Origin of the sequence: Elioraea sp. Yellowstone (assembly GCF_006704265.1) — a bacterium.
Classification (GTDB): domain Bacteria; phylum Pseudomonadota; class Alphaproteobacteria; order Acetobacterales; family Acetobacteraceae; genus Elioraea.
This window is the reverse complement of sequence record NZ_VIKA01000147.1, coordinates 1-7,584: the sequence shown is the minus strand read 5'-3', so window position 1 is coordinate 7,584 and position 7,584 is coordinate 1. Positions and strand designations below refer to the sequence as shown.

General features: G+C 71.5%; 7 protein-coding genes and 1 pseudogene. 2 read left to right on the top strand and 6 right to left on the bottom strand.

All coding sequences use genetic code 11. From position 1 onward, the window contains the following. Nucleotides 1–395 (bottom strand): annotated as a pseudogene (locus FK498_RS15720) (hypothetical protein); the annotation flags it as partial. Nucleotides 396–507: 112 nt separating this feature from the next. On the opposite strand from FK498_RS15720, the gene FK498_RS15715 reads away from it, so the two are divergent. After that, nucleotides 508–2,304: an alpha/beta hydrolase gene (locus FK498_RS15715; protein WP_141856184.1), complete on the top strand. Its 1,797-nt coding sequence runs from the start codon at nt 508–510 to the stop codon at nt 2,302–2,304. 25 nt (nt 2,305–2,329) lie between these two features. Here the strand turns inward: FK498_RS15715 and FK498_RS15710 are convergent, their stop codons facing one another. The 5 genes from FK498_RS15710 to rplM all read right to left on the bottom strand — a co-directional run bounded on the left by FK498_RS15710 (nt 2,330) and on the right by rplM (nt 5,571). Continuing rightward, the gene (locus FK498_RS15710) at nt 2,330–2,872 is read right to left on the bottom strand and encodes a hypothetical protein (RefSeq protein WP_141856182.1); all 543 of its coding nucleotides are present in this window, start codon (nt 2,870–2,872) and stop codon (nt 2,330–2,332) included. Continuing rightward, complete coding sequence (locus FK498_RS15705) at nt 2,869–3,420, bottom strand: gamma carbonic anhydrase family protein (protein ID WP_141856180.1); 552 nt, start codon at nt 3,418–3,420, stop codon at nt 2,869–2,871. Before FK498_RS15705 ends, FK498_RS15710 begins: the two co-directional genes overlap by 4 nt. A gap of 120 nt (nt 3,421–3,540) precedes the next feature. Next, entirely contained in the window at nt 3,541–4,479 is a 939-nt protein-coding gene (gene argC / locus FK498_RS15700) for an N-acetyl-gamma-glutamyl-phosphate reductase (RefSeq protein ID WP_141856178.1), read from the bottom strand. A gap of 124 nt (nt 4,480–4,603) precedes the next feature. After that, complete coding sequence (rpsI, locus tag FK498_RS15695; RefSeq protein WP_141856176.1) at nt 4,604–5,104, bottom strand: 30S ribosomal protein S9; 501 nt, start codon at nt 5,102–5,104, stop codon at nt 4,604–4,606. 2 nt (nt 5,105–5,106) lie between these two features. Continuing rightward, on the bottom strand, nt 5,107–5,571 hold the full coding sequence (gene rplM, locus FK498_RS15690; protein WP_141856186.1) for a 50S ribosomal protein L13: 465 nt from the start codon (nt 5,569–5,571) through the stop codon (nt 5,107–5,109). A 180-nt stretch (nt 5,572–5,751) separates the two neighbouring features. Here rplM and FK498_RS15685 point away from each other — a divergent pair, with 180 nt between their 5' ends. Next, nucleotides 5,752–7,464, top strand: coding sequence for a dihydroxy-acid dehydratase (locus FK498_RS15685; protein WP_141856174.1), 1,713 nt, complete (start codon nt 5,752–5,754; stop codon nt 7,462–7,464). The last annotated feature ends 120 nt before the right edge of the window (nt 7,465–7,584 follow it).

Sequence of the window (7,584 nt, the reverse complement as noted above, 5' to 3'; positions counted from 1 at the left end):
GGCGGTGCCGGCGGCGGCACCAGCGGCGCGACCGCGCCCGGCACGGAAGCGCCGCGCTCCGCCGCGCCGAGCGGGGTTGCCGGCGGGGCCTCGAGCGGCGCAGACTGGACCGCGGGCGCCGGCGGCGCGGCCGCGTCAGGGCGCATGACCGGGGCGCCGACATGGCGTGCATTCTCGCGATCGGCGATCAGCGCTTCGGCGATCCGCCGCCGGGCCTCGGCCGAGGGCGGCACAGGCCGCTCCGGCACCGAGCCCAGACCGGGGTAGGGTCGGTCCGCCCCCGGCACCGGCGGCAGCTCCGCCGTCGGCGCGCGCCCGGCGGCGACGCGCACCGCCTCCAGCGGGTCGCCGCGCGGCCCGCATGACGCGAGCGCGAGCAGGACGAGACATGCCACCCGCGCGCGGCCGAGAACCGGCCGCTTCGCTTGATCCCCCATGCCCGGCGCACTAGGGTCCGCGCGCATCCGACAACCTCCCGCGCCCGACGCCGAAAGGACGCCCCGATCGATGGCAGAGGACAAGGCCGGCCAGGCCTTCAAGATGCCTGACCCCGCCCTCCTGTCGCGCAACATGGCCGACATCGCGAGCCGCAGCCAGCGGATCGTGATGGAGTTCCTCAAGCGCCAGAACGACGCCCAGATGCCGGGCTTCGATCCGCTCAACATCGGCAGCGCCTTCCTCGAGATGACCGCGCGCATGATGGCAAATCCGGCCAAGCTCGTGCAGGCGCAGATGTCGTTCTGGCAGGACTACATGCTGCTCTGGCAGAACACCGCGCGCCGGCTGATGGGCGACACGCCCGAACCCGTGGTCGCGCCGCCGCCCGGCGATCGCCGCTTCAAGCACGAGGACTGGCACGAGAACGAGGTCTTCGACTTCATCAAGCAGTCCTACCTGCTCTCGGCCCGCTACGTGCAGAACATCGTCAAGAACGTCGACGGGCTGGACGACAAGACCGCGCAGAAGCTCGACTTCTACGCGCGCCAGTTCGTCGATGCGCTGGCGCCGACCAACTTCCTGCTGACCAACCCCGAGGTGCTGCGCCGCACGGTGGAGACGGGCGGGGAGAACCTGGTGCGCGGGCTGAACAACCTGCTGGCCGACCTCGAGCGCGGCAAGGGCAAGCTCCACATCAAGATGACCGACTACGAGGCGTTCAAGGTGGGCGAGAACATCGCCACCACGCCCGGGGCGGTGGTCTTCCAGAACGACCTGATGCAGCTCATCCAGTATGCACCGAGCACGGAGACGGTCCTGAAGCGGCCGCTCCTGATCACGCCGCCCTGGATCAACAAGTACTACATCCTCGATCTGCGGCCGAAGAACAGCTTCGTGCGCTGGGCCGTGGCGCAGGGCCATACCGTCTTCATGATCTCCTGGGTCAATCCCGATGAGCGCCTCGCCGAGAAGACCTTCGAGGACTACATGCTGGAAGGCCCGCTCGCGGCACTGGATGCGATCGAGCAGGCGACCGGCGAGCGCGAGGTGAACGCGATCGGCTACTGCCTCGGCGGCACGCTGCTCGCCTGCACGCTCGCGCACATGGCGGCGAAGGACGATTCGCGGATCAAGGCCGCGACCTTCTTCACCACGCTGGTCGACTTCGCCGAGGCCGGCGAGCTCACCGTCTTCATCGACGAGGAGCAGCTGAAGGCGCTCGAGGAGAGCATGCAGAGGAAGGGCTATCTCGACGGCAGCGAGATGGCTGCGACCTTCAACATGCTGCGCGCCAACGACCTGATCTGGTCGTTCGTGGTGAACAACTACCTGCTCGGGCAGGAGCCGTTCCCGTTCGACCTGCTCTACTGGAACAGCGACAGCACCCGCATGCCGGCGGCGATGCACAGCTTCTACCTGCGCAAGATGTACCAGGAGAACAGGCTGTCGCAGCCGGGCGGGATCACGCTCGGCGGCACGCCGATCGATCTCGGGCGCATCACGGTGCCGAGCTACATCCTCGCGACGCGCGAGGACCACATCGCGCCATGGAAGGCGTGCTACAAGGCGACCCAGATCTATGGCGGCCGCAAGCGCTTCGTCCTCGCCGCCTCGGGCCACATCGCCGGGGTGGTGAACCCGCCGGACGCCGGCAAGTACAGCCACTGGGTGAACACCGAACTGCCGCCTGACCCCGAGGCGTGGCTCGCCGGCGCGACCGAACTCGCGGGCAGCTGGTGGCCCGACTGGCAGCGCTGGGTGGCCTCGCTCTCCAAGGCGAAGGTGCCGGCGCGCCAGCCCGGCGACGGCAAGCTCGCGGTGATCGAGCCCGCACCGGGCAGCTACGTGAAGGTGACGGCGCAGTAGCCGCCCGGCTGCCGGCCCACTGCCGTCAACGCGGCGGACCGGCCTCGCGTTCGAGGGCCGCCTTCAGGCTCCGGAGCGCCCGCACCCCCTGGGCCGGCACGGTGTAGCGCTGCAGCCGGTCGCGCGCGATCTCGGTGTGCAGCACAGCGGGGGGGACGAGAGCGGCACGCGCGCCCGGCTCGTCGTCGCGGCGGAGCGCCTGCGACGCGGCCCAGAGGGCATCGACGACCTGCTGCGCGGTCGCCTCGCTGGCGATTCCCGCCGCAGCGCGCACCACCGGACGCGCCTCGCGCATCAGCCGTCCCGGCCACGGATCCGCCAGCCGGCCGGCAGCGGCCTCGATGGTGGCGATCTCGTAGAGCATCAGCGCATAGGCGGCATCGGCCGGCCGGTCGAGAAGCGTGTCCGGCCGTGCGACCAGCATGTGATGCGCGGCCTCGGCCGCCTGGGCGAGCGCGTTGCCGGCCCCCGGCAGGGCACCGGGGGGGATCTGAACGGTCTCCACGGGGCCTCCGTCGCAGGCGGCAAGCGCGAGCGCGCCGATCAGGGCGATGCGACGCGGGATCATTCCGCGGCGCGGGCGAGCGCGAGCGCTCGGTACTCGCGGCGGTACTCGGCGGCGAGCGCGGCGTAATGCGGCGCGGTGCGGTCGAAAAACGCATCGCCCGGCTTGTCGAGCTTGCGCATGAACTGGGCCGGCGCGCCGGCCCAGAGTTCGCCCGGCGGGATCACCTTGCCGGGGGTGAGCACGGAGCCGGCGGCGAGCATCCCCCCCTCCTCGATCACCGCGCCGTCGAGCACGATCGCGCCCATGCCGACGAAGGCGCGGTTCTTCAGCGTGCAGGCGTGGATGATCGCCATGTGTCCGATCGTGACGTCGTCGCCGATCAGGCAGGGGAAACGCTCGCGGTTCACGTGGATCAGCGTGCCGTCCTGGATGTTGGTGCGCGCGCCGATGCGCACGATGTTGACGTCGCCGCGGATGACGCAGTGGAACCAGACGCCGCTGCCTTCGCCGATCTGGACGTCGCCGATCACGGCGGCGGTGGGGGCGATCCATGCGGTGTCGTGCACCGTCGGGGTGATGCCGCGGAAGGGGTAGAGGGGGCCTTGCATGGGGATCTCCAGGCGGTGGGGGGACCACGCTGGTCCCCCTGCACTACGGGCTCCGCGCTCCGCTCCGACCAAGGGGAGGGGCGCCCTCGAGGGTGGCCGGGGGCCGATCGCCCCCCTGCCCTATGCTGCTTTCCTTGCTTCGCTCAGCCCGAACATCACCTCGATGTTCTGCACCGCCGCACCCGACGCGCCCTTGCCGAGATTGTCGAGCCTGGCGACCAGCACCGCATGCCGCCGCGCCTCGTTGGCGAACACGCGCAGTTCCAGCGTGTTGGTGCCGTTCAACGCCTGCGGCTCGAGCTGCTTCGCACCCTGCGCCGGCACGACCGTCACATACTCGCACCCGGCGTAGCGCGCGACCAGCGCAGCCTCGAGGTCGGATGCCTGCGGCGCGCCGGGCAGCGTGTCGAGATGCAGCGGCACGCTCACCAGCATGCCCTGGCGGAAATTGCCGACCGAGGGCACGAAGATCGGCCGCCGGCTGAGCCCGGTATAGCGCAACAGCTCGGGCAGGTGCTTGTGCTCCAGCGTCAGCGCGTAGAGCTCGAAGGCGGGCGCCGTGCCGGCCTCGTAGGCCTCGATCATCGACTTTCCGCCACCGGAATAGCCGGAGACGGCGTTGATCGTCACCGGGTAGTCGCGCGGCAGCAGTCCGGCATCGACCAGCGGGCGGAGCAGCGCGATCGCGCCCGTGGGATAGCAGCCGGGATTGGCGACCCGCCGCGCAGCGCGGATCAGCGCCGGCTGTTCGGGCGCGAGCTCCGGAAACCCGTACACCCAGCCCTCGGCGACCCGATGCGCGGTCGAGGCATCGAGGATGCGCGGCCCGCCCTGGGGCAGCCCGGCGGCGAGCGCCACCGCCTCGCGCGCGGCCTCGTCGGGAAGGCACAGCACGACGAGGTCGGCCTGCGCCATCGCCTCGGTGCGCGCGACCGGGTCCTTCCGGCGGGCGGGATCGGCCTGGACCAGCGCGATGTCGCGTCGGCCGGCGATCCGCTCGCGGATCTGAAGCCCGGTGGTGCCGGCCTCGCCGTCGATGAACACGCGGATCGGGTCCATGGCGTCCTCCTTCGTGACTCCACTCTCGGGGCGGGATGTCCCGGAACGCAAGAGGGGCGGAACCTCGCGGCTCCGCCCCCTTCCTGGATGTCCCCCTCGCAGGGTCGCGTCCGGGCGCGGCGCCTCAGCGCTTCGAGAACTGGAAGCTGCGTCGGGCCTTCGCACGGCCGTACTTCTTGCGCTCCACCACGCGCGCATCGCGCGTCAGGAACCCGGCCTGCTTCAGGATCTTGCGCAGCTCCGGCTCGTAGTTGACCAGGGCGCGGCTGATGCCGTGGCGCAGCGCGCCGGCCTGGCCCGAGAGCCCGCCGCCGGAGACGGTGCAGTACACGTCGAACTGGTTGTAGCGGTCCGCCACCAGGAAGGGCTGGGCGATCAGCATGCGCAGCACCGGCCGGGCGAAGTACTGTTCGGCGGTGCGGCCGTTGATCTCGTACTTGCCGGTGCCGGGCTTCACCCAGACGCGCGCCACCGCATCCTTGCGCCGGCCGGTGGCATAGGCGCGGCCCTGCGCGTCGCGCTTCGGCTCGCGCTTCGGCGCCTCGGCGGCAGCGGTGCCGGCGACCCCGAGATCCTTCAGGTCGGCCAGCGAACGGACGGTCTCGCGACCCGCTTCTGCGCTCATCGTCACGCCACCTTGTTCTTGCGGTTCATCGCCGCGACGTCGAGGACCTTCGGCGACTGGCCCTCGTGCGGATGGGCCGGGCCGGCATAGACGTGGAGGTTGCGCATCTGCCGGCGCCCGAGCGGGCCGCGGGTGATCATGCGCTCCACCGCCTTCTCGATCACCCGTTCGGGATGCTTCGAGCCGAGGCGCTGGGCGATGGTGCGGCTCTTGATCCCGCCCGGATAGCCGGTGTGCCAGTGGAACACCTTGTCCTGGGCCTTGTTGCCGGTGACCCGCACCTTCTCGGCGTTGACCACGACGACGTGGTCGCCGCAGTCCACGTGCGGGGTGAAGGTGGCCTTGTGCTTGCCGCGCAGCCGCATCGCGATCAGCGAGGCGAGGCGACCGAGCACCAGCCCGTCGGCGTCGATCAGCCACCAGGTCTTCTGCGCCTGGCTCGGCTTCAGCGAGGGTGTGGTCTTCATCATGTCCGATACCATCCGGCGGGACCGCCCCGCGCGTGGCCGGCCTGATACGGTGCATCGGCAGCCAGGTCAAGCGGAAAGGGCGATTCCGCTTGACGGTAACATGATACCGTATCGCGCGATCGCTCTTTCCGGCGGCCGGCGTCGGCCCTAGCCTCGGCGCGGAACGAGGGGAGACGCATGAGCGACGACGCACCCAAGGGACTTGCCCGCAACGCCTCCAACTACGGCGACCGCGACATGGCGCTCTACCTGCGCCGGTCCTTCATGCTCTCGATGGGCTGGAGCCGCGAGGCGCTCGCCCGCCCCACGGTCGGCATCTGCGACACGGGCTCGGGGCTGAACAACTGCCACCGCCACTTCCCGGAGCTCGTGCGCGCGGTCGAGCGGGGCGTGCTCGCCGCGGGTGGGCTGCCCTTGCCATTCCCCACCATCAGCGTGTGCGAGCCCTCGCTCAGCCCGTGCTCGATGTACTACCGCAACCTCGCCGCGATCGACACCGAGGAGATGATGCGCGCCCAGCCGCTGGATGCGGTGGTGCTGCTCGGCGGCTGCGACAAGACCGTGCCGGCCCAGCTCATGGCCGCGGTCAGCGCGAACGTGCCGGCGGTGATGGTGGTCGGCGGGCCGATGATGGCGACGCGGTTCGAGGGCGAGCGCCTCTCCGCCTGCACCGACTGCCGCCGCTTCTGGGCGAAGTTCCGCGCCGGCGAGGTGGATGCGGCGCAGATCGAGCGGATCGAGGGCAATCTTGCCACCACCGCCGGCACCTGCGGCGTGATGGGCACGGCGAGCACGATGGCCTGCATCGCCGAGACGCTGGGGTTCCTGCTGCCCGGCACGGCGGCGATCCCCGCGGTGCACGCGGACCGGATGCGCGCGGCCGAGGCGTCGGGCGCGCTCGCCGTGCGGCTCGCGACGGCCAAGGATCCCATCCGCCCGCGCGACCTGGTGACACCGGAGAGCCTGGAGAACGCGCTCCGCGTGCTCCTGGCGCTCTCGGGCTCGACCAACGCGATCGTCCATCTGGCCGCGATCGCCGGGCGTGCCGGCCTCAGGCTGGATCTGCACCGGCTGAATGCGCTCTCGGACGGGACGCCGGTGCTGGTCGACCTCAAGCCGACCGGCCAGGGCTACATGGAGGATTTCCACGCCGCGGGCGCCATGGGGGCGGTGCTGCGCCGGCTGAAGCCGCTGCTCCACCTCGGCACCCCGACCATCACCGGCGAGACGCTCGGCGAGCGGCTGGCGCGCGATGCGGCGGGCTTCGTCGATCCGGCGGTGATCCGCCCGCTCGAGGATCCGATCTCGCCCGTGGGCGGGCTCGTCGCGCTGTTCGGCTCGCTCGCCCCGCGCGGGGCGATCCTGAAGCGCGCGGCGGCCGACCCGCGCCTGTTCGAGACCGAGGCGCGCGCGGTGGTGTTCGAGAGCCTGCCCGACATGGCCGCGCGCATCGACGACCCGGCACTCGATGTCACCCCCCAGGATATCCTCGTTCTGAAGAACGCCGGGCCGAAGGGCGGCTACGGCATGCCGGAGGCCGGCTACCTGCCGATCCCGAAGAAGCTCGCCGCGGCCGGAGTGAAGGACATGATCCGCATCAGCGACGCGCGCATGTCCGGCACGGCCTATGGCACGATCGTGCTGCACATCGCTCCCGAGGCCGCCGAGGGCGGCCCGCTCGCGCTGGTGCGGACCGGCGACCGCATCCGCCTCTCGGTGCGGGAGCGCCGGCTCGACCTGCTGGTGGACGAGGCGACGCTCGCGTCCCGCCGCGCCGGCTGGACGCCCCCTCCCCCGGCCACGCGCGGCTGGGACCTGCTCTGGCAGCGCGAGGTCTTGCAGGCCGACGAGGGGGTGGATTTCGCCTTCCTCCGCCCCGGTGGCGCGTGACAGCGCCCGTCGCGGTCATCGGCGCGGGCGGGCGCGCCGGTGCCACCGTCTGCCGGGCGCTGATCACGGCCGGACTGCCGGTGCGCGCCGTGGTGCGGAGCCGCGCGCGGGCGCAGGCGG

Coding starts and splice junctions, on each gene's coding strand:
- FK498_RS15715 (WP_141856184.1), top strand. CDS start 508: ATGGCAGAGGACAAGGCCGGCCAGGCCTTCAAGATGCCTGACCCCGCC.
- FK498_RS15710 (WP_141856182.1), bottom strand. CDS start 2,872: ATGATCCCGCGTCGCATCGCCCTGATCGGCGCGCTCGCGCTTGCCGCC.
- FK498_RS15705 (WP_141856180.1), bottom strand. CDS start 3,420: ATGCAAGGCCCCCTCTACCCCTTCCGCGGCATCACCCCGACGGTGCAC.
- argC (WP_141856178.1), bottom strand. CDS start 4,479: ATGGACCCGATCCGCGTGTTCATCGACGGCGAGGCCGGCACCACCGGG.
- rpsI (WP_141856176.1), bottom strand. CDS start 5,104: ATGAGCGCAGAAGCGGGTCGCGAGACCGTCCGTTCGCTGGCCGACCTG.
- rplM (WP_141856186.1), bottom strand. CDS start 5,571: ATGAAGACCACACCCTCGCTGAAGCCGAGCCAGGCGCAGAAGACCTGG.
- FK498_RS15685 (WP_141856174.1), top strand. CDS start 5,752: ATGAGCGACGACGCACCCAAGGGACTTGCCCGCAACGCCTCCAACTAC.